This window comes from Rhodococcus sp. 077-4 (genome assembly GCF_047782425.1).
Lineage (GTDB): Bacteria > Actinomycetota > Actinomycetes > Mycobacteriales > Mycobacteriaceae > Rhodococcoides.
On sequence record NZ_JAJPWC010000001.1, the window covers coordinates 332,228 to 350,297 of the forward strand.

At 63.5% G+C, this 18,070-nt stretch carries 25 protein-coding genes; 12 read left to right on the forward strand and 13 right to left on the reverse strand.

Going from position 1 to position 18,070, the window contains the following annotated elements; genetic code table 11:
• The first annotated feature begins 5 nt into the window (after window positions 1–5).
• Complete coding sequence (locus ACNEOT_RS01630; RefSeq protein WP_415971596.1) at window positions 6–218, forward strand: hypothetical protein; 213 nt, start codon at window positions 6–8, stop codon at window positions 216–218.
• A 7-nt stretch (window positions 219–225) separates the two neighbouring features.
• Here the strand turns inward: ACNEOT_RS01630 and ACNEOT_RS01635 are convergent, their stop codons facing one another.
• Together ACNEOT_RS01635 and ACNEOT_RS01640 are read right to left on the reverse strand one after the other, a co-directional pair.
• Window positions 226–576 carry a GNAT family N-acetyltransferase gene (locus ACNEOT_RS01635; protein WP_415971598.1) on the reverse strand — a complete coding sequence of 117 codons (351 nt, stop codon included), beginning with the start codon at window positions 574–576 and terminating at the stop codon, window positions 226–228.
• Between the two features lie 134 nt (window positions 577–710).
• Entirely contained in the window at window positions 711–1,655 is a 945-nt protein-coding gene (locus ACNEOT_RS01640) for a DUF808 domain-containing protein (protein ID WP_415971600.1), read from the reverse strand.
• A gap of 186 nt (window positions 1,656–1,841) precedes the next feature.
• On the opposite strand from ACNEOT_RS01640, the gene ACNEOT_RS01645 reads away from it, so the two are divergent.
• Window positions 1,842–2,249, forward strand: a complete 408-nt coding sequence (locus tag ACNEOT_RS01645) for a hypothetical protein (protein WP_415971601.1) — start codon at window positions 1,842–1,844, stop codon at window positions 2,247–2,249.
• The gene (locus ACNEOT_RS01650; protein ID WP_415971603.1) at window positions 2,246–2,443 is read left to right on the forward strand and encodes a helix-turn-helix transcriptional regulator; all 198 of its coding nucleotides are present in this window, start codon (window positions 2,246–2,248) and stop codon (window positions 2,441–2,443) included. The genes ACNEOT_RS01645 and ACNEOT_RS01650 overlap by 4 nt, the downstream gene beginning before the upstream one ends.
• 7 nt (window positions 2,444–2,450) lie before the next feature.
• On the opposite strand, the gene ACNEOT_RS01655 is transcribed toward ACNEOT_RS01650, so the two are convergent.
• The 6 genes from ACNEOT_RS01655 to ACNEOT_RS01680 all read right to left on the reverse strand — a co-directional run bounded on the left by ACNEOT_RS01655 (window position 2,451) and on the right by ACNEOT_RS01680 (window position 8,347).
• Complete coding sequence (locus tag ACNEOT_RS01655) at window positions 2,451–3,425, reverse strand: glycine betaine ABC transporter substrate-binding protein (protein ID WP_415971605.1); 975 nt, start codon at window positions 3,423–3,425, stop codon at window positions 2,451–2,453.
• Window positions 3,422–4,159 (reverse strand): ABC transporter permease, encoded by a 738-nt coding sequence (locus ACNEOT_RS01660; protein ID WP_415971606.1) that lies wholly within the window; start codon window positions 4,157–4,159, stop codon window positions 3,422–3,424. The genes ACNEOT_RS01655 and ACNEOT_RS01660 overlap by 4 nt, the downstream gene beginning before the upstream one ends.
• Window positions 4,156–5,364, reverse strand: coding sequence for an ATP-binding cassette domain-containing protein (locus ACNEOT_RS01665; protein WP_415971607.1), 1,209 nt, complete (start codon window positions 5,362–5,364; stop codon window positions 4,156–4,158). Before ACNEOT_RS01665 ends, ACNEOT_RS01660 begins: the two co-directional genes overlap by 4 nt.
• A complete protein-coding gene (locus ACNEOT_RS01670) occupies window positions 5,361–6,005 on the reverse strand; it encodes an ABC transporter permease (protein WP_415971609.1) in 645 nt (214 codons plus the stop codon). The genes ACNEOT_RS01665 and ACNEOT_RS01670 overlap by 4 nt, the downstream gene beginning before the upstream one ends.
• Before the next feature lie 177 nt (window positions 6,006–6,182).
• Entirely contained in the window at window positions 6,183–7,409 is a 1,227-nt protein-coding gene (locus tag ACNEOT_RS01675) for a pyridoxal phosphate-dependent aminotransferase (RefSeq protein WP_415971610.1), read from the reverse strand.
• A complete protein-coding gene (locus ACNEOT_RS01680) occupies window positions 7,406–8,347 on the reverse strand; it encodes a DMT family transporter (protein WP_415971612.1) in 942 nt (313 codons plus the stop codon). The genes ACNEOT_RS01675 and ACNEOT_RS01680 overlap by 4 nt, the downstream gene beginning before the upstream one ends.
• On the opposite strand from ACNEOT_RS01680, the gene ACNEOT_RS01685 reads away from it, so the two are divergent.
• Window positions 8,346–9,740, forward strand: coding sequence for a PLP-dependent aminotransferase family protein (locus tag ACNEOT_RS01685; RefSeq protein WP_415971614.1), 1,395 nt, complete (start codon window positions 8,346–8,348; stop codon window positions 9,738–9,740). The two genes, ACNEOT_RS01680 and ACNEOT_RS01685, sit on opposite strands and share 2 nt — an antisense overlap.
• Window positions 9,741–9,827: 87 nt before the next feature.
• The gene (locus ACNEOT_RS01690; RefSeq protein ID WP_415971615.1) at window positions 9,828–10,466 is read left to right on the forward strand and encodes a hypothetical protein; all 639 of its coding nucleotides are present in this window, start codon (window positions 9,828–9,830) and stop codon (window positions 10,464–10,466) included.
• On the opposite strand, the gene ACNEOT_RS01695 is transcribed toward ACNEOT_RS01690, so the two are convergent.
• Together ACNEOT_RS01695 and ACNEOT_RS01700 are read right to left on the reverse strand one after the other, a co-directional pair.
• A complete protein-coding gene (locus ACNEOT_RS01695) occupies window positions 10,432–11,175 on the reverse strand; it encodes an HD domain-containing protein (RefSeq protein ID WP_415971617.1) in 744 nt (247 codons plus the stop codon). The two genes, ACNEOT_RS01690 and ACNEOT_RS01695, sit on opposite strands and share 35 nt — an antisense overlap.
• Window positions 11,162–11,782, reverse strand: a complete 621-nt coding sequence (locus ACNEOT_RS01700; RefSeq protein ID WP_415971618.1) for a TetR/AcrR family transcriptional regulator — start codon at window positions 11,780–11,782, stop codon at window positions 11,162–11,164. Before ACNEOT_RS01700 ends, ACNEOT_RS01695 begins: the two co-directional genes overlap by 14 nt.
• A gap of 56 nt (window positions 11,783–11,838) precedes the next feature.
• Here ACNEOT_RS01700 and ACNEOT_RS01705 point away from each other — a divergent pair, with 56 nt between their 5' ends.
• A complete protein-coding gene (locus tag ACNEOT_RS01705) occupies window positions 11,839–12,273 on the forward strand; it encodes a PaaI family thioesterase (RefSeq protein ID WP_415971620.1) in 435 nt (144 codons plus the stop codon).
• A gap of 40 nt (window positions 12,274–12,313) precedes the next feature.
• Window positions 12,314–12,775: a DUF6194 family protein gene (locus ACNEOT_RS01710; RefSeq protein WP_415971621.1), complete on the forward strand. Its 462-nt coding sequence runs from the start codon at window positions 12,314–12,316 to the stop codon at window positions 12,773–12,775.
• On the opposite strand, the gene ACNEOT_RS01715 is transcribed toward ACNEOT_RS01710, so the two are convergent.
• From ACNEOT_RS01715 to ACNEOT_RS01725, 3 genes are read right to left on the reverse strand one after another with little or no spacing between them, the layout of a single operon-like run.
• Window positions 12,719–13,675, reverse strand: coding sequence for a transketolase family protein (locus tag ACNEOT_RS01715; protein WP_415971623.1), 957 nt, complete (start codon window positions 13,673–13,675; stop codon window positions 12,719–12,721). The two genes, ACNEOT_RS01710 and ACNEOT_RS01715, sit on opposite strands and share 57 nt — an antisense overlap.
• Window positions 13,675–14,355, reverse strand: coding sequence for a thiamine pyrophosphate-dependent enzyme (locus tag ACNEOT_RS01720; protein WP_415971625.1), 681 nt, complete (start codon window positions 14,353–14,355; stop codon window positions 13,675–13,677). Before ACNEOT_RS01720 ends, ACNEOT_RS01715 begins: the two co-directional genes overlap by 1 nt.
• Before the next feature lie 47 nt (window positions 14,356–14,402).
• Complete coding sequence (locus ACNEOT_RS01725; protein WP_415971626.1) at window positions 14,403–14,996, reverse strand: TIGR03086 family metal-binding protein; 594 nt, start codon at window positions 14,994–14,996, stop codon at window positions 14,403–14,405.
• Between the two features lie 103 nt (window positions 14,997–15,099).
• Here ACNEOT_RS01725 and ACNEOT_RS01730 point away from each other — a divergent pair, with 103 nt between their 5' ends.
• The 5 genes from ACNEOT_RS01730 to ACNEOT_RS01750 all read left to right on the forward strand — a co-directional run bounded on the left by ACNEOT_RS01730 (window position 15,100) and on the right by ACNEOT_RS01750 (window position 18,060).
• Window positions 15,100–16,032, forward strand: a complete 933-nt coding sequence (locus ACNEOT_RS01730; protein ID WP_415971628.1) for a helix-turn-helix transcriptional regulator — start codon at window positions 15,100–15,102, stop codon at window positions 16,030–16,032.
• 233 nt (window positions 16,033–16,265) lie between these two features.
• A complete protein-coding gene (locus ACNEOT_RS01735) occupies window positions 16,266–16,670 on the forward strand; it encodes a VOC family protein (RefSeq protein ID WP_415971630.1) in 405 nt (134 codons plus the stop codon).
• Between the two features lies 1 nt (window position 16,671).
• Window positions 16,672–17,193, forward strand: a complete 522-nt coding sequence (locus tag ACNEOT_RS01740; RefSeq protein WP_415971632.1) for a putative immunity protein — start codon at window positions 16,672–16,674, stop codon at window positions 17,191–17,193.
• A gap of 40 nt (window positions 17,194–17,233) precedes the next feature.
• Window positions 17,234–17,572: a hypothetical protein gene (locus tag ACNEOT_RS01745; RefSeq protein ID WP_415971634.1), complete on the forward strand. Its 339-nt coding sequence runs from the start codon at window positions 17,234–17,236 to the stop codon at window positions 17,570–17,572.
• A gap of 14 nt (window positions 17,573–17,586) precedes the next feature.
• Window positions 17,587–18,060: a GNAT family N-acetyltransferase gene (locus tag ACNEOT_RS01750; protein WP_415971636.1), complete on the forward strand. Its 474-nt coding sequence runs from the start codon at window positions 17,587–17,589 to the stop codon at window positions 18,058–18,060.
• The last annotated feature ends 10 nt before the right edge of the window (window positions 18,061–18,070 follow it).

Below are 18,070 nucleotides of genomic sequence, written 5' to 3' on the forward strand. Positions count from 1 at the left end.
TTGGCATGTATCCGTTCGATCCGCAAACGTATCTGAACTTGCTCGCGCGCGACCGGGAGGCGGCAATGATCAACGCGGATCGGCGCGCCCTCGCTGCTGCGCAACACCGTCTACGCCGCGACGAGCTTCGTGTTCAACGGGCATGGGAGGAGTTGACGGCTTCCCTCGCCGACGTCTCGTTGTCGGAGCGACGGGTTCTCGAGCTGGCTCGACGGTGACAAGCGGTCAAGGCAGAATCTTCTCCAGCCACACCTCGGCGTAGGGCTCCGCATTGAACGCAGGCACCTCTCGATAGCCGAGCTTCGAGTACAACCCCCGCGCCTCGACCAGGTCCGCTCGGGTGTCCAACCGAATCTTCGTGCGGTGTGACTGTCGGACACATCCTTCGAGAAACTCGACAATCGACGCCCCGATGCCGTCCCCGCGTGCCCCCGCATCCACGAAGACGCGGGTCAGCTCTGCGACGTCCTCGGATACGAAACGTGCGCCCCCGCAACCGACCACATGCGCGCCGAGGTACGCGACGACCAACAATCCCGTATCTCCTGCGAGGTCATCGCTCGGTTCTTCGATCATGGCTCGATGCACTTCGTCGTCCGTCGCTTCTCGACCGTGAAAACGTCCGACGACATCGGCGTAGTAACGAAACAGAACCTCGGACGCCGGCTCCGACGAAGGATGAACGACGGCAAAAGTTACTGGCGCAACCACTACTTCGCTGCGGTGGCGCGCTTGGCGAGCACCTTCGAGATCCCCAACTGAGCAAGCACGATGAGAACACCCACGATCGCGCCGATGATCGCCGAGGCCAGGGTGTTGACGATCCACGCCAACACGCCGCCGATGCCCGCAACTCCGCGCACCGCTTCTTCGCCGTGGTGCACCAATTCGTAGATGGGATGAAATCCGAGCTCGTCGATGCCGACGAGCAGGATGTGCCCACCGACCCACAGCATCGCTGCGGTGCCGACGACCGACAGCACCGACATGACCTTCGGCATGCCCTTGACGAGACCCCGACCGAACTTCTCGACGAATCCGGTGGAGCCGTCGGCGAGCTTCAAACCGATGTCGTCCATCTTCACGATCAGCGCGACGACTCCGTAGACGACGATCGTGATGACCACGGCGACAACCGCCAGGATGATCAGCCGGCTCCAGAAACCCTCTGCAGCAATGGTATCCAGCGCGATGACCATGATCTCGGCGGACAAAATGAGGTCCGTGCGCACCGCGCCGGAGACAACAGTGTCCTCGTCGCGCGGTTCGTCCTCGGCGGCCGCGTGATCGTCACCGTGGCCGAACAGTGCACCCCAGATCTTGTGCGCCGCCTCGTAGCTGAGGTAGCAACCGCCGAGCATCAGAATGGGTGTCAACAGCCACGGCAGGAACTGACTGAGCAGCAACGCGATCGGCAGAATGATCAGCAGCTTGTTGCGCAGCGAGCCCACCGCTATGCGCTTGATGATGGGTAGTTCACGTTCGGCCGCGAGACCTCGAACGTACTGAGGCGTCACCGCTGCGTCGTCGATCACGACACCGGCCGCCTTGGCCGTCGCCTTGCCGGTCGCCGCCCCGACGTCGTCGATGGATGCCGCGGCCAAGCGAGCAAGCGCTGCCACGTCGTCGAGTAGAGCTACGAGTCCGCCGGCCATCACAGACCTCTGTAAGAAGACGAGTGCACGGGCTGGCTCCTAGGGCTGGGTACGACGCCGAAATCCCGACGATCTACGTGTTGGGAACCTTACCGTCCGTGCTGCGTCGGCGAACACATACGAAGCCGGTGACGATGTATGGTTTCCTATACGTATAGCAAACTATACCTAGGATCGGAGTCTCTCATGACCCTCAGATGGCTGTCGGTCGGCGCTGTCGGCCTTGCAACCGCAGCGTCGACTGCCCTTTTGGCCTGGCTCGTCTCACCCGTCGCACCGGGCATTTCCGCGGTCGTGTTCGGATTCACCGCGCTACCGTTCGGCGCGATGCTGGGGTGGATTCTCTTCGCCGCCCCGAGAACCGCCGAGGCCACCTACCCCTCGGGCGAGAGTATCGAATCCCACTGGACGTCGACCGCGTCGAGCGGGATGGCCACAGATCTGGTGTGCATTCTGGGCCTGACACTTGCCGTCATCTCGATTGCACGCGCCGAGCCGCCGGCCACGCTGGTTCTCATCGGCTTGCTTCTCGCCGCATTCGCGTCGTTCACTGCTCGGTACGCATTCGCGCGGCATCGCGCGCTGTCCGAGTGAAGAACAGTGTTCGACGTCGACGCACGGAGAAGGGTTGGTCTCAGAACGAACTGGCCGAACGCATCGACGTCACTCGACTGACGATCATCTCCATCGAGAAGGAACGATTCGACCCGAGCCTGCCCGTCGCCTTTCGCCTCGCCGCGGCCTTCGACTGCTCGATCGAGGAACTGTTCGAGCCGGAACCGAGTTGATTGGTTCCTATTTCACGAGCCCTTCGCTCTGCAACCACTCGTAGGCGACGTCCGAGGGATCCTCACCTTCGATGTCGACGCGTCCGTTCAGCTCCTGCATCAGGTCGTCCGTCAGCTTTTCGGACACCACGCCCAGCAGATCGGCGATCTCGGGATGCTCGGTGAGCACGGCGTCCCGTACGACCGCGGTGCCGCTGTACGGCAGAAAGAATGCGCGATCATCCTCGAGCACAGTCAGATTCAGATTCTTGATTCTACCGTCGGTGGTGTAGACCATGCCGAAATTGCACGGCGAACTATCGGCGGTGGAGGTGTAGACGACGCCGGCGTCCATCCGGGTGACGTTCCCCGAGGGCACTCCGCCCGGAGCATTGAGTCCTATTCCGTACGTCTCGAGCATCGGACCGAAACCGTCCGAGCGTGAATAGAATTCGTCGTCCACGCAGAACGTCCGCTCTGCTTCCGGGAGATTTGCCACGTCCGACAGCGTCTTCACACCGAGGCGCTGTGCCGTCGCGGCCGAGGCAGCGAAGGCGTACGTGTCGTTGAAGTTCGCAGGCGGTAGCCAATCGAGGTTGTGCTCGCTCTTCTCGATATCGCGTACCCGTTCCCACAGTTCTTCCGGGTCGCTGATCGTCTCGGTCTCGTTGTGGTAGTTGACCCATCCGGTTCCGGTGTACTCCCACAGGATGTCGGCGTCGCCGTTGAGCTGGGCCTGCCTCGACGACGCGGATCCCGGGGCTCCGGTCAGGTCGGTGACCTTCGCACCGGCCGCGGCGAGGTATGTGGCGGTGATCTTTCCGAGGAGCACACCCTCGGTGAAGCTCTTGCTCGTCACCACCAACGATGCGCCGTCGAGCGGCGTGGCACCGTCCGGCAGGCTGGTGCTCTGGAATGTGCCGGAGGAGCTGACCAGCCCACAACCGGCCACGGTCCCGATCAGCGCCGCTGCAACTGCGGTGGTGAACAGTCGGCGCATCATGCCACTCCTCGTGGGGTCGCGAACAATTCGACCACCCGGCCGAGCCAGTCGATGATCAGAGCGAGCAGAGCGACCAGGACGGCACCGGAGATGAGCAGCTTCGGCAGAAACAGCGTGGTCCCCGTCGTGATCAGGGTGCCGAGACTCGATGCCCCGATGAACGTACTCAGGGTGGCAGTGCCGACCAGGATGACGAGTGCGGTGCGAACTCCGTTGAGAATCACCGGAACTGCCAGCGGTAGCTCCACCTGAACCAGCGTGCGCACCCCGGAGAATCCGATTCCTCGCGCAGCCTCGATGGTGCGCTGATCGACCTGTTGAATGCCGACGATGGTGTTCTGCAGGATCGGGAGGATCGCGTACACCACCAATCCGACCACGGCCGTGCGGAACCCGGTACCGAGCCACATCGTCAACAGCACGATGAGACCTACTGCAGGCGCAGCCTGGCCGATGTTGGCAAAGTTGATGGCCACTGGACGGAACTTCTCGGCACGCTCACGCGTGAGCAGTATTCCCAACGGTATCGCGATGGCGACGACGATCACGGTGGCCGTCAGTGTCAGCACGATGTGGTCGACGATGGTGGTCTTCAAGTTGTCCCAGCCGAGTGACGCCTGCTCGGTCGTCGTCAACGTCGTCGATCGGTACCAGAGGATGTAGCCGAGTCCGAGCACGACGATGATCAGGGGCTCGAACCACACGTCCAACGGAGCGCGGCGGAGACGGTTCATGCCTTCTTGCCTTCGGTGTGCGCGGAGTACGACACGTGGCCATCGCCCGATCGTGCATCCGAGAGCTGGCCACGGATGACGGCCATGACGGTCGCGATCGTGAGCGCGCCGGTCACCGCGCCGCGGCCGTCGGTGACGAGCACTCCGCCCTGGCTCGCCGCCAGCATCGAATCCAGGGCATCGTTGAGCGTCGACGACGGTGCGACGGTCGGTAGCCGCGCGTCGACGTAGTCGGTGATGTGGTCCTTGGTCGCCACTTCTTCCAGAGACGGCCATGCGCGCGGACGCCCGTGCTCGTCGATGACGACGATCCACGTTGCTCCGTGCGCTCTCGCCCGTGCGATCACAGCCTTCGCATCGTCGCCCACCTTCGCGGTGACGACCGAATCGTGCTCCACGTCCTTGACTCTCGACAATGTCAGGTGTGCGAGCGTGGCCCCTGAACCGACGAACTCCTCCACGAACGGCGTGGCGGGCTTGGCCAGGATCTCCTCGGGCGTCGCATACTGCTCGATGTGTCCGCCCTCGGACAGAATCAAAACCTTGTCGCCCAGCTTCGTCGCCTCCTCGAAGTCGTGAGTGACGACGACGATGGTCTTGGCCAGCTCGTGCTGGATGGCAATCAAACTGTCCTGCAGACGAACTCGAGTGATGGGGTCGACGGCACCGAACGGCTCGTCCATCAACAGCACGGGCGGGTCGGCGGCGAGGGCACGAGCTACGCCCACCCGTTGTTGCTGCCCGCCCGACATGTCCTTCGGCAGGCGGTCACGGAACTCGGCGACATCGAGACCGACCAGATCGAGCAGATAGTCGGTCCGCTCGTCGATCCTCTTGGCGTCCCAGCCGAGAACGCGGGGGATGGCCCCGACGTTCTTCGCCACGGACCAATGCGGGAACAACCCGCCGGACTGGATTACGTACCCGATCGACTGCCGCAGCTTGTCGGGATCCTCGCCGGTGACATCCCGGTCGCCGATGAAGATGCGGCCCTCGGTCGGTTCGATCAGCCGGTTGATCATCTTGAGCGTCGTGGTCTTGCCGCAACCGGACGGCCCGACGAACGCGACGATGTGACCCGCCTCGATCTCGAGATCTATCTTCTTCACGGCCGGCTTGGTTTGGCCCTTGTACTGCTTCACCACACCGTCGAGTCGGATGGAGGCACCGGTGACCGTGCGCTCGCCGATCGTGTTGTCCGTCATGACAATCCCTTCGAGATGGTGAGGCGCCCGAGAAGGACGAGCAGGGCGTCGAACACCAATGCGATGACGACGATGAGAACTGTTCCCGTGACTGCCATTTCGACGGAATTGGTTCCGCCCAGTCGCGACAGACCGTTGAAGATGAGCGAACCGAGGCCCGGTCCGAGAACGTAGGCGACGATCGCGGCGACGCCGACGACCATCTGCGTCGAGACCCGAATCCCGGTGAGGATGACCGGCCACGCTATGGGCAGGGAAACCGACAGCAGAATTCTGCTGCGAGAGAGCCCGATTCCCTTGGCCGACTCGATCACGGTATCGGGAACACCGCGAAGTCCGACGATGGCGTTGCCGATGACGGGCATCGCGGCGAAGAACGCGAGCATGATGAACGACGGCACGACGCCGAGGCCGAACGGCACGATGAGCAGCGCCAGCAACGCCAGCGACGGAATGGTCAGTGCCACTCGGCTGGTGGTGAGCGTCAACGCCGCGAACAGCGGCAATCGATGCACAGCGATGGCCACTGCCACTGCTACGACAGTGCCCACCAGGACCGTCTGAAATGCCAGCGAAGCATGTTGGTACGCCAGAAACGCGAGAGACTCACCCCGCCCCTGCAGATAACCCCAGAGATCCACGAATTCCCTCTCGCCCGGTAGATCGGACGACGAGCGTAACCCCCATTTCCCCGGAGCAGCCGGGAAATGGGGGTTCACCAAAGACTGTGCAGCAGAGCGACAGGCGGGCCCATCAGCACGAATACCTCGTCTTAGACCATCCGCATGGACTTCGAATCAGCTCGAGCGAAACTATTTCTACTGCGAGTACGAGCTCATGAAGTTGCCCAGTCGCTCCAGCGCCGTCGCGAGATCGTCCACGTTCGGCAGAGTGACGAGTCGGAAGTGATCGGGCACATCCCAATTGAACGCGCGGCCGTGGCTGACGAGTATCTTCTCGGATTCGAGGAGGTCCAGTACGAACTTCTCGTCGTCGACGATCCCGAACCGTTCGGTGTCGAGCTTGGGAAACATGTACAGCGCACCCGCCGCTTGCACGCAGCTGATCCCGTCGATGGAGTTGAGCATGCGATGCGCCAGGTCACGTTGCGCGGTCAATCTGCCCGCCGGGAGCAGTAGGTCCTCGATCGACTGCCGGCCACCGAGCGCAGTCTGGATTGCGTGCTGCGCCGGCACATTTGCGCACATCCGCATGTTGGACAGCAGCGTGATGCCTTCGATGAAGCTCGACGCACGCCGTCGTGGTCCGGTGATCGCCAGCCACCCGGCGCGAAATCCGCAGACCCGGTAGGCCTTCGAGAGCCCCGAATAGGTAAGACAGAGAACATCTTTCCCGGTCAAGGTTGCCAGGTTCGTCATCACCGTCCCGTCGTAGACGATCTTCTCGTAGATCTCGTCGGCAAGCAGGATCAGATCGTGCTCGCGCGCCAGGTCGACGAAACGCTGCAGTACCTCGCGTGAGTACACCGCTCCGGTCGGGTTGTTGGGGTTGATCACCACGATTGCGCGGGTGCGCTGGGTGATCTTGGATTCGAGATCGTCGAAGTTCGGTGCCCAACCCTGGCTTTCGTCTGCGAGATAGTGGACGGGTGTGCCACCGGACAGGGCCACCGACCCCGTCCACAGCGGATAGTCGGGGGAGGGGATCAGAATCTCGTCCTCCGGGTTGCACAGGGCCTGCATGGTCATCGCGATCAGCTCCGACACCCCGTTGCCGAGATAGACACTCCCGACGTCGAGATCGAGATCCGTCAGGCCTTTGGTCTGGTAGTACTGGACCACAGCCGTACGGGCGGAGAACAATCCGCGCGAGTCCGAATAGCCCTGTGCGGTAGGCAGATTACGAATCATCGCCATCATGATCTCGTCCGGCGCCTCGAACCCGAACGGGGCAGGGTTGCCGATATTGAGGCGCAGGATCGCGTGGCCCTGCTCCTCGAGTTCCTCGGTCTTGTCGAGAATTCGTCCGCGAATGTCGTAGCGAACTTGCCCGAGCTTGCGGGCCTGATCGATCGATTTCGTCATTGCGAAAACTCCTCCTGTCGAACGGTCGGCGACATCCGGGTCCGGACCGCCACTGTTGCACACACGATGACCGCTGCTCCACCCATCACCACAGGCCACGTCAAGCCCTCTCCCAACAGGATCGCCGCCCAGCAGATGGTCAGCACCGGTTGGATCAACTGGACCTGGCTGACGCTCGACATCGGGCCGATGGCCAGGCCCCGATACCAGGCGAAGAACCCGAGATACATGCTGATCACCGCCAGGTAGCCGAAGGCCGCCCACTCGGATGCACCTGCCGTCGACGGGTGCTGCCACCACGCGAACACGGCCAACGCACCGGTGACCGGCGCGGACACCACCAGCGCCCAGGACACCGTCTGCCACGCCCCGAGTTCTCGTGCCAACAGGCCGCCCTCGGCGTATCCGACCGCCGCGGCGACGACCGCCCCGAGCAGCAACAGGTCCGACCACCCAAGCCCGGTCAGCCGTCCACCCTGGACGGCGGCGAACCCGACTGCGACGACAGCGCCCAAGGCAGCCACCACCCAGAACATCGGCCGTACCGATTGCCGTTCACGAACAACCGCGGTGGCAGCGGTGGCGGCGGGAAGCAAGGCGATGACGACGGCGCCGTGTCCCGCCGACGCGGTGGTGAGGGCGTAGGAGGTGAGCACCGGGAACCCTATGACGACACCGGCCGCGATCACCACCAGCCGGATCCATTGCCGTCCCTGTGGGAGCCGTTGCCCAGTAGCGGCGAGCGCTAGCGCGGCCAAGGCGGCGGCGACCACAGCGCGTCCGCAGCCGACGAAGAGGGGAGACAGACCTCCGGTGACTGCAATACGGGTCATGGGCACGGTGAACGAGAACGCCGTGACGCCTGCCAGGCCCCAGAGCACTCCGGCGCGGGATAGCAGACCCGTTCCGGACTGAGTAGCGCTACTATGCTGTGTCATGTCCGACGATAGCAGTTCGCGGATCGTGTCCGCACTGAGAAACTGGATTGCGACCGCGCCACCGGAATCCCGGCTGCCGTCCACCCGCGCCCTCGTTGCCGAGCATTCGGCCAGTCCGGTCACGGTACAGAAGGCGCTGCGCACCCTCATCACCCAGGGCGTCATCGAAAGCAGGCCTGGCGTAGGCACATTCGTCCGGACAGTGCGCACGGCCCGCCCCAACGACTACGGGTGGCAGACCGCAGCTCTGGGGGCACCGGACAATCGCCTGCAGCTTCCGGCGGCGCTGCAGTCCACCTCGAGCGATGTGATCGCTTTGCATTCGGGCTATCCGGCCCGGGAGTTGTTGCCTGAGAGACTCGTTCACGCCGCGTTCACCCGCGCCTCGCGTACCGACTCGGTGATCGCCAGACCACCCACCGCCGGACTACCGGAATTGCGGGCATGGTTCGCGGCAGAGGTGGGAGCGTCCACCCCACTGGGCGTCACGCCACCGTCGGCCAGCGACGTCGTCATCATTCCCGGCAGCCAGACAGGGCTCAGCACAGCTTTTCGGGCGCTCGTCGGTGCCGGCCGGCCGCTGCTCATGGAGTCCCCGACGTACTGGGGTGCGATCCTCGCCGCCACGCAGGCAGGCGTCCGCGTCGTACCGATTCCCAGCGGTGTCGACGGCCCAAACCCCGACGAACTGGCCCGGGCATTCGATCACACGGGTGCTCGCGCGTTCTATGCCCAACCCACGTTCGCCAGCCCCACCGGAGCTCAGTGGTCGCCTGCGCTGTCCGAGCAGGTCCTCGAGACCGTTCGACGCCATGGCGCGTTTCTGATCGAGGACGACTCGGCCCACGATTTCGGCATCACCGCCGAGCCGCATCCACTGGCCGCGAGAGACGACGCCGGACATGTCGTCTATCTTCGCTCGCTCACCAAGACGGTGTCGCCCTCGGTTCGGTTGGCGGGCTTGATCGCTCGTGGCCCTGCGTACGAGCGAATTCTGGCCGACACCGGAGCCGAGTCGATGTACGTGAGCGGAATTCTGCAGGCGGTCGCGTTGGATGTCGTGACGCAACCTGCCTGGCGTACCCATCTGCGTAGGCTGCGCACACAACTGGCCTCGCGGCGAGACCTCCTGGCGAACAGCTTGATCGAGTTCGCACCTCGCGGCCATCTCGACACAGTGCCTCGCGGTGGGCTCAATCTCTGGATGCGACTGCACGACGATGCGGACCTGAACCAAGTTGTGCAAGAGTGCAAATCGGCGGGGGTCATCGTCGGAGCCGGAGACGACTACTTTCCCGCCGAACCCACCGGGAAATACCTTCGACTCAATTACGCGGGCCCCAACCCCGGGGAGTTCGCCGACGCAGCGCGCACGATCGGGTCGATCATCTAGGGCCGTTGGACACTCCTACGGCGACAGTCGAAGTATCGAGAAGACTGGCCTTGCCCGGCCCTCCCGGTTACGTTGAGACTTACCTACGTGACCAGGGGGACTGTGGAGATCGTCAGAAGAGACTATGCGGCGTGGACGGACCTCGGTCCGGGCGGACTGCCTGCCAATGTGGGCGGGTGGTTGATCGCGTCCGCCTTGCGCCCGCTGTCCCGGCGGGATCGAACAACCGTCCGCGGCGCGGGGCGTCATGGGCTGGGGTGGAACCTCGAACAGCGGCCGGGCCCTCGGCCTGAGATCGCCCCACATCCGATACCTCATCGGCAACTGAACGGCCGCGGCCCCTCTTCGCTCATCGACCGCATGGTGGCAGTCGTCGAGGCGAAGGCCAGTACGGACGGCCTGTTCCACCTGTCGCGCAGCAGGTTCGAGCGTCGGGGTGACGCACTGTACGTGTCGGATACCGCGGATGCCGCCCCGTGGATTTCACGCACCAAGGGCGAAGTTCTGCACGTGCACGAGACCGAAGGATCGCTGCATGCAGTGATGGAGCCGAACGATGCCCAGACCGTCATCTCGGCCGGATGGGGCGAACTGCATCCCTTGGCCGGACGGCCTTTCCTCGGACTACCCGAGACCTACGTCTTTCTGTACGCGCCGCGGGATTCCGACGACGCCGAACGGATCGAACTCATCATCGAGCGGGCACTCTCGACCGCGACGACGTGAGCCCACGTTCGAGTGGATTGGCTCTCAGCGCCAGCTGCATTCCCGATCGCCAGAAGACTGCGGCTCTCGATTTCGGTCGCAGTCGCGATTCGGCCTCAACCTTGGATGCGAACTCCGTGGCGAAACCTGCTCGTGGATAGCATGATTCGACCGCGACGAGGCACTGCCGCTCGAGGTCACGAATCCGGCGACCGCTGACGTCCAGGTACGCCGCGTCGTGCAGTAGCGAGGCTTCGGCCGCGTCTGGTGTCGACACGTCCATGTGCCTGGCAACCGCCTCGTGGACGATGCGGCTCGTCCGTTGGTCCCCGCCGTGTTCGTGGACGAACCTACCGGCCCGTTCTGCGCCGAGCAATGCGAAACATCCTACGACAGAGTCGAGTTCGCTGCCGAGTGCGAGGTCGTGCAGAAGACACGAGACATACAACGCCTCCTGATCCGGACGCAGATCGTCCACGACGGCGAACGCCGAGGCGTATTGCCAGCAGCGCAGGCTGTGTCGAAACACGGGTGCACTCAGACACTCGCGAGCCTCGTCGAGCGCGTCGCGGCACAATCGTGAATCCGGTGCATCGACAATCGACCAGGCCATGTTCGACGCGCCTCTGCGAGGACCGAGCACGGTGCCGGCCAGCATCGACAGTTGCTGCCGCAGAGCGACTCCCACGGTTCGCACGCGTCCGCCTGCACCGAGTTCACCGGGTTTCATCGGAGGCCCCCTTCAGATGACGGAGCATATCGGCCCGCGTGATCGCCAGCATCGCGTCGAGCATCGGTTGGTCGACAATCCGTCGTTGCCGCAGTGACACAGCACCGTTCATGCCGGCCCAGGCATTCAACACCAACGCGCGTGGGTCTACGTCGGCACCGGCGTCCGTCACTGCTCGCGTCACCGAGTCGACGAGTCCACCGAGGGCAGCATCGATTTTCCCTTTGGCCTCGACCACCGAGTCGGACTCGGACCTGTCCACATCCGTCAGTCCCAGCAAACGGAGCGCCAGCGGATTGTCACGATGGAATGCGATGTACCGATCGAGGGACTCGGCGACAACATGCGCTGGTTGGACTGCGCCGAAGGGTGCCGTCATCTGCTCGACATGGTCCAAGGCTGTTCTCCAGGCCAGTGCCGCATACACATCGACCTTGCCCGCACCGAAGTTGGCGTAGATGGAACTCACTGCCACATCCGCTGCTGCAGCGAGCATTTCGATGGTCGTTCCTCGATAGCCGTGCGCGAGGAAGAGCGTCCCTCCGGCGTCGAGCACAGCGGTGTGGGTTCGACGCTTTCGTTTGTCGGTGGGGGTATCCAAGACCATGGACTTATCGTAGTCTGATTCCGATATCAGAATCAACCTATGATAGAGGGGTAGCGATGACAGCCAGCGAAATACAGACACCGAAGAGCGGTAGTGCAGCGATGACCATGTTTCTGCCGCAGTCGCCATTCGTTCAGGAACTGGGCATAGAGCTCGTCGACATCGCCGAGGGCACGGCTCGACTGCGACTGCCCTACCGCGACGAGCTGTCCACCGTCGGACAGATGCTGCACGGGGGAGTGATCGCGGGCTGTATCGATATCGGAATCATGACCGCAGCGTGGGCCGGATCCGCAGTCCCCGAGAAGCTTCGGGGTGTCACGGTGTCCATGTCGGTGCAGTTCATGGAACCCGTGTACGCCGAAGGCATCGACATCGTCGGGACACGGATGCACGCCGGCCGGAGCTTGAAGACCTGCCGAGTCGACATCCTCGGGACGGAGTCCGGACGCCTCGTCGCGACCGGAACAGGTTCGTACAAAGTCGGCTGAACACTGCGACAGACGCTGCCGGCCATGTGACGATCGGTGCATGACACTCGACGACATCGTGAATCTGGTCGACAGCTTCGGAGGAACCGTGGCGCAGCAGCCCCGGGAGGGTGATGGAACTCCGGAGCTCGCTTGGGGCGATGTGTTCTTCTACTACTCGCCCGACGGCACCATCCCGTCCACCACTCAACCGTTCGCAACGATCGTGACCAAGAATTACCCGGGTGACGAGTTGTCCCAGCTGAACAGGCCCGATGCATTCCGTGTCAATGTTGTTGCAGGAAAGCAGGAATTCGAGCGAATTCTGGGCCTTCCGCCCCGCGAAGCTGCGCACGCAACTCAGGCCGACGCCGACGACGTCATGGCCGCCCACCCCCATTACGGCACCGCCGGATGGCTGTCGGTGGTCAACCCGTCCTCGCAGACCGAAACGCAGCTGAAGGACTTACTCGAGTCCGCGTTCGAAGTTGCCAAGAGCAGGTACGAGCGCCGCCGAGACTGACTGCCCGAAGAACTCGGCCATGGAACTCGACAGACCCTCGACATCCAGGCCGTTGGCCCGATCATGTTGGGCCACAGTGCCGTACTTGCGACGCTCTCCCTGCTCGACCCCGATCCCCGACACTCGATGCCGCACATCGGCCAACGCCCGATCGATCTGCAGCACAGAGGTTCCCGCCAGGTATGGCTCGACGATCATGACGTCGGGCTCGGACAACGTCGCCCGTAGCGTTCGGCCGTCGAACGGCCTGATCGTCGACGCGTGCAGCACCGTCAGGTCACGTCCCCCGGCTGCGGCCAGCACCCGGTCCGTCATGGGGCCGACGGAGATCACCGTGCCCGAATTACCCTGCTGCAGAACGGTGAACCTCCCATCGGAGCGCCCGTACTCGCGTTCGTTGGAGACGCCGTCGAGTCTGATGTAGACGCGATCGTCGGTGGCCGTCGCGCTGCGAAGCATCCATTCGACTTCGGCGACGTGCCCGGGTACGTGAACCGTCCAACCACCCAGGGTGTCGAGCAGTGCTACGTCTCGCTGGCCGAAATGAGTCTCTCCGCCCTGCGGCCACCCGTACGAGCCGCCGGAGCTCACCAGGATCGCGCCGACACCCTGATGGCCCAGGTCGAGTTTGACCTGCTCGAAAGGTCGCTCGATCAAGAACGGCGGGAAGGTGTGCACGATCGGGCGCATCCCTGCCAGGGCCAGACCGCCGGCAACACCGATCATCGCCTGCTCGCGAATCCCGACGTTGATCACCCGCGATCGGATATCGGGCGTGAGGTGCGGTTCGACATAGCCCACTCCGATCTCCGCCAACACCAGCGCGATTCGCTCGTCCTGGGTCAGCAGCTCGGGTACGAGGCGATAGAAGTGCTCACGTTGGTCCAGCGTTGCGCTCATCAGCTCTCTTTCTTCTCTACGTGGGCGACCACAACATGCGGTCGATCGGCATGCCCGGTGCCAAACGCTTGCCGCAGTGCACTGTGGTCTCGTCCGTCGACGTCGGATGTCGCCCACCCCTCGACGGCGAAGCGCGACGCAATGCCACCCGGCCAACCCAGACCGGCCGACTCGTTGTCGATCACAACCGCCGTCAGCGAGCCCAGCTTCGATCGGCCTGCGACCTGAATGGCTTCCATGTTGCTGCCCTCGTCGAGCTCGGCGTCGCCGACGAGCACGAAGACTCGGGCCGTGCTCTTCCGAATCTTGAGCGCAACAGCGGTTCCGGCGGCCAATGCCAGACCGTGGCCGAGTGACCCCGATCCGATGTCTGCTCCCGGAATCAACGTTCGATCCGGATGGTTGCCCAACGGTGAGTGGTAAGCGCCGAACGATGCAAGATCGTTCGGCGTCAGGAACCCCCGTGCAGCGAGCACTGCGTAGTAGGCCATCGGACCGTGGCCCTTGGAGAGGTAGAACCGGTCGCGTTCAGGGTCATCGGGATTCGCCGCGTCGAGCCGAAGAATATCGGAGTACAGCACCCACAGCACATCGAGTGTGGAAGTGGCACTACTGCTGTGCTTTTCATCGCCCGTCATCAGTGTCATGAGTCGAGGCAACTCGTCGAAGTTCATCTCCATGACCCCACCTTGCAACCTCGAGTGCACTCGAGGTCAAGCGTTCGCCACTACACCCAGCCGTCCGAGGACCGCCCCGAGAAGTTCGCGAGACGCTCCAGTGGCCCTGCCGCAGTTCGCGGTTCCACTATGGAGTCGAACGGAACGCCCGGAACCCGAGCTTCGGCCGGAAGCATCCCCCGAAATTCTTCGGCTACCGGTTCGATGAGGGCGGGATCGACTTCGGCCGGCTGACCGGTCGCCACCGCAAGATCCCACCCGTGCAGCAGCAGCTCCCGCGCGTAACCCCATACGGCCGATCGGCCGGGCACTGCGCCCCACGGAACCACCACCGGGGCGTCGAGCAACGCGTCTTCGGCCCATGCCGCACGCGCCTGCACGACGAGCTCGTCGAAGGAGGCGGCGTCGTGAACGGCGGAGAACGGCGACACCGAGTCCGGGCTACCCAACTCGGCGATCGCAATCAGCCGGCCGACCGTCGCGACGAGGTGACCCGCCAGCGTCCGGACGTCGAACTCGTCGCACGGGGTCGGGAGGTCCAGTTGCTCGGAGCGCACCGCACCGAGCAGTCCGCTCACCCACGTCGCGGCGGTGGCGTACACATCGCGCGGATCGTTCTGCTGGGTGGTGTCGATGATGGTCATTTGTGCGCCTTCCGTCCGCGGGCCACCCGACGTGGCCCGACGCTGGAAAGTAAATCGGGTAAACATGACACCTACTGTCATATTCTGATGGCAGACTTTTCTCGTGCGCGCAGATCGGTTGCTGTCCATCGTCATGTTGCTCCAGCATCGGGGCCGGCTGAGCGCTGCCGACATCGCCCAGCAACTCGAAGTGTCGACGCGGACCGTACTGCGCGATGTCGAAGCGCTGTCCTCGGCGGGTGTGCCGATCTACACCGATCGCGGTCGCGGTGGTGGCATCAGCCTGCTGCCCGGCTACCGGACCGAGCTGACCGGCTTGACCGCCGACGAGGCGACGGCGCTGCTGGCCTCCGGCTCGGGACGCGTTGCGACCCCAGCATTCGCGAGCGCTATGCGCAAGATTGCCGCCGCGATACCCGACGCGCATCGCGCATCGGCGAGCTCTGCCTCACAACGGATTCTGGTGCGCCCCGACGGTTTTGCCTTTCCCCGTGAGCCCGAGGGCCACCTCGTCGAATTGCAGCGCGTCGTGATCGAAGGCGTGCGGATACGAGTGGCGTATCGAAATCGCGCCGATGCAGTGGCCGATCGCGTCCTCGACCCCATCGGATTGGTTTACGCCGGTGATCACTGGTACCTACTGGCCGCGCGCGACGGTGCCGAGCGCGTCTACCGAGTCTCACGCATCGAGAACCTGGTCGTGCTCGACGAGCCTGCCGACCGCAGTGAGTCGGTGGATCTGGAGGCGTCGTTCATGGCGCACTGGGAGTCCTTTCGTTCGAGTTTGGCCAAGATCGAGGTCACCTGCCTTGTCGATGACTCTGCGTGGTTGTCGTTGACCAAGAACGTGGTTCGTGTGATCAGCGAGGACGTACAGAGCGACGGGCGACGCCTGGCAGTCATCGAGTTCTCCGGCCACAATCACGCCTCGGGAGCGTTGTGGCACTGCGGACCTGGCGTTACAGTGCTGCGGCCGAGCGTGATTCGAGAGGAACTGGCCGCCCGCGCCTTCGAGACGGCGACGTTGTACCGGTGACAGTCCGTATGTGGTGGGTAGTGCGGTGAGTGTCCACCTTTTTGGCTCAGAAGCGCGATCCCGCCTTTGGCGGCAAATTGTGGACACTGAGCGCACTGCCGCCCACCTATGGCCAACTCTTTACCATTGCGAATCGGCTGGGGGATCTGCCCGCACACCTGGGAGGGATGGCTGATTCTCGCCATCTTCGTGATCATCGTCATCATGCTGGGCGCGACCGTATTCTCCTGAAGATGTCGCGCACCTACCTCGCTGTAGCTGGAACATCCATCGACTGTGCCGAGCCTCGGGAACTCGCGGAGTTCTATCTGGCTCTTCTCGGCGGAGAACTGTTGTGGGACAGCTCGGACAGTGTTGGACTTCGGACGGAATCGGGTCTGTGCCTCGTTGCGCAAAAGGTCGCGAACTACGTTCCGCCCATCTGGCCATCGACTTCGATCGTCCACCTCGACCTGGATGCGGGAGCGGACCTCGCCGGGTCCGTCGCCTACGCAATCGAATGTGGAGCCACAGAGGCAACGGAACAGCCGGACCCTCGATGGCGAGTACTGCTCGACCCCGCCGGTCACCCCTTCTGCATCACCACTGAGGTGTACACCGACTGGTCGCTGACACGCCCGCAAACCGGCGATGTCTGAGGTGGCCGAACCTGCGGACGTCGAACTGAGCCTCGACGACATTCGGCATGTGGTGGCGTTCGCAGCGGTCTGCGCCCGACAGGCATTGCCGGTTTTCGAGATGGCCCACCCCGACGATTCGCGCCCACGCTCGGCGATCGCCGGTGCCGAGGCATTCGCCGAGAGCGGCAACCGGACGGCATCGCTTCGCCGACTTGCCTGGGCAGCACACAAGGCCGCCCGGGAGGTGCCGGCATCGGCGGCCACGGATGCTGCACTGTCGGCAATGCACGCCGCCGGTGCAGCGTTTCTGCATCCGCTGTACAGCCCGCATCAGGTCAAACACATTCTCGGTTCAGGCGTCCATCAGATATTGGCGCTCGAACAAAACGATGCCAAAGCTGTTGCACAGCAACTCGACTGGGTCGCGAGCAATGCCGATCCGACAGTCCGATCGGTCTTGCGCCGGTTTCCGTCACCGGTCGCCGGGCGTACGACATTCGGCAAACTGATGGCACAGCTCGACACCGAATTGCGCCGCTGAGACATTGCCCCGAGCGGGGTCCGGTGACAGCATGGGACACATGAACGATCGTCGACGCCCATGGGTCCGGTACCTGTTCGCGACCTGGCTGATCCTGATCACAACCTTCGTCGTTTCCGATCTACTCTCCGAACCGTCGGCCTGGAACTGGACGAAATTGGCGGTATGGGTGGTTGCTGCCCCCTTGCTTCTGCACGGCCATCTGCGCCCCGAAAGGCCTAGCGTCGAAAAGATCGGACCCGAATCCGTTCCCGCCGAGGATGTCGAAGCGGTAGTCGCAGAATCCGGCAGAACTGTCTACGCCATGAAAGCGCTACGAGAGATGCACCCCGGCCTCGGTCTGCGCGATGCCAAGAATCTCGTTCAACCGGATCACTGACGGAGGAGAAGGCGATGACACCATTCGGCGCTACGCGTGCCGTCCAGGATCCCGCCGGATTTGCCGAGGCCGCGACTCTGCTGATCGATTTCAATCGCGAGTACGACTACCCGGTGCCTGAGCCGGAATGGCTTGCAGCCCATCTCGCGACGTTGGTGGACTCCGGCGATACCAGCGTTCTGGTGCATGGGACTCCGGCCATCGGTGTTGCGGTTCTGCGCTTTCGGGCCGGTACGTTGTGTGCCGACCTCGAGGCGTATCTCGCCGAGTTCTACATCAAGCCCGGTCTGCGCGGGAAAGGCTATGGGACAGAGTTTCTCGATGATGTCATCGAGCACGCGCGCGCCAAAGGTGCCACGTACATGGACCTCAACACCTCGGAGGACGACGAGGCAGCGCGACACGTCTACGAGAAGCGTGGTTTCGACTGCCACGAAGGCCGCGGCGAGGGCCCGAAGGCTCTGTACTACGAACTCGAACTCGGCTGACTCTGGCGAT

Coding starts and splice junctions, on each gene's coding strand:
- ACNEOT_RS01630 (WP_415971596.1), top strand. CDS start 6: ATGTATCCGTTCGATCCGCAAACGTATCTGAACTTGCTCGCGCGCGAC.
- ACNEOT_RS01635 (WP_415971598.1), bottom strand. CDS start 576: ATGATCGAAGAACCGAGCGATGACCTCGCAGGAGATACGGGATTGTTG.
- ACNEOT_RS01640 (WP_415971600.1), bottom strand. CDS start 1,655: ATGGCCGGCGGACTCGTAGCTCTACTCGACGACGTGGCAGCGCTTGCT.
- ACNEOT_RS01645 (WP_415971601.1), top strand. CDS start 1,842: ATGACCCTCAGATGGCTGTCGGTCGGCGCTGTCGGCCTTGCAACCGCA.
- ACNEOT_RS01655 (WP_415971605.1), bottom strand. CDS start 3,425: ATGATGCGCCGACTGTTCACCACCGCAGTTGCAGCGGCGCTGATCGGG.
- ACNEOT_RS01660 (WP_415971606.1), bottom strand. CDS start 4,159: ATGAACCGTCTCCGCCGCGCTCCGTTGGACGTGTGGTTCGAGCCCCTG.
- ACNEOT_RS01665 (WP_415971607.1), bottom strand. CDS start 5,364: ATGACGGACAACACGATCGGCGAGCGCACGGTCACCGGTGCCTCCATC.
- ACNEOT_RS01675 (WP_415971610.1), bottom strand. CDS start 7,409: ATGACGAAATCGATCGATCAGGCCCGCAAGCTCGGGCAAGTTCGCTAC.
- ACNEOT_RS01685 (WP_415971614.1), top strand. CDS start 8,346: ATGTCCGACGATAGCAGTTCGCGGATCGTGTCCGCACTGAGAAACTGG.
- ACNEOT_RS01680 (WP_415971612.1), bottom strand. CDS start 8,347: ATGACACAGCATAGTAGCGCTACTCAGTCCGGAACGGGTCTGCTATCC.
- ACNEOT_RS01695 (WP_415971617.1), bottom strand. CDS start 11,175: ATGAAACCCGGTGAACTCGGTGCAGGCGGACGCGTGCGAACCGTGGGA.
- ACNEOT_RS01700 (WP_415971618.1), bottom strand. CDS start 11,782: ATGGTCTTGGATACCCCCACCGACAAACGAAAGCGTCGAACCCACACC.
- ACNEOT_RS01705 (WP_415971620.1), top strand. CDS start 11,839: ATGACAGCCAGCGAAATACAGACACCGAAGAGCGGTAGTGCAGCGATG.
- ACNEOT_RS01710 (WP_415971621.1), top strand. CDS start 12,314: ATGACACTCGACGACATCGTGAATCTGGTCGACAGCTTCGGAGGAACC.
- ACNEOT_RS01715 (WP_415971623.1), bottom strand. CDS start 13,675: ATGAGCGCAACGCTGGACCAACGTGAGCACTTCTATCGCCTCGTACCC.
- ACNEOT_RS01720 (WP_415971625.1), bottom strand. CDS start 14,355: ATGGAGATGAACTTCGACGAGTTGCCTCGACTCATGACACTGATGACG.
- ACNEOT_RS01725 (WP_415971626.1), bottom strand. CDS start 14,996: ATGACCATCATCGACACCACCCAGCAGAACGATCCGCGCGATGTGTAC.
- ACNEOT_RS01735 (WP_415971630.1), top strand. CDS start 16,266: ATGTCGCGCACCTACCTCGCTGTAGCTGGAACATCCATCGACTGTGCC.
- ACNEOT_RS01745 (WP_415971634.1), top strand. CDS start 17,234: ATGAACGATCGTCGACGCCCATGGGTCCGGTACCTGTTCGCGACCTGG.
- ACNEOT_RS01750 (WP_415971636.1), top strand. CDS start 17,587: ATGACACCATTCGGCGCTACGCGTGCCGTCCAGGATCCCGCCGGATTT.